The organism is Polaribacter sp. BAL334, assembly GCF_015767435.1.
In the GTDB taxonomy this organism is placed as follows: Bacteria; Bacteroidota; Bacteroidia; order Flavobacteriales; family Flavobacteriaceae; genus Polaribacter.
In genome coordinates this window covers 1-253 of record NZ_JADWOV010000284.1, presented here as the reverse complement: position 1 = coordinate 253, position 253 = coordinate 1, and the positions used below count along the sequence as shown (strand labels likewise).

Annotated in this window: 1 pseudogene; it reads left to right on the top strand. The window is 38.7% G+C overall.

The window, feature by feature from the left end:
* Positions 1-253, top strand: a pseudogene (locus IU405_RS08185) (hypothetical protein); the annotation flags it as partial.

The window sequence follows — 253 nt, the reverse complement described above, 5'->3', positions numbered from 1 at the left end:
TCCTGATGGTTTCAACGTCTATTTAGAAGACAGAGCTGCAAATACAGTAACTCTTTTAAGTGAAGCAAATGCCACTTACAAAGTTACCTTAGGGGAATCTTTGGATGGAATTGGACGTTTCTACTTACACACAAAAGCTTCAGGAGTGTTGAGTACAACTGACGTTGCTTTAGACAATATCAGCATCTATTCTCCAGCAAAATCTTCGTTGAGAATTGTAGGGTTATCTCAAGGAAGAGCCAGTGTAAAAATC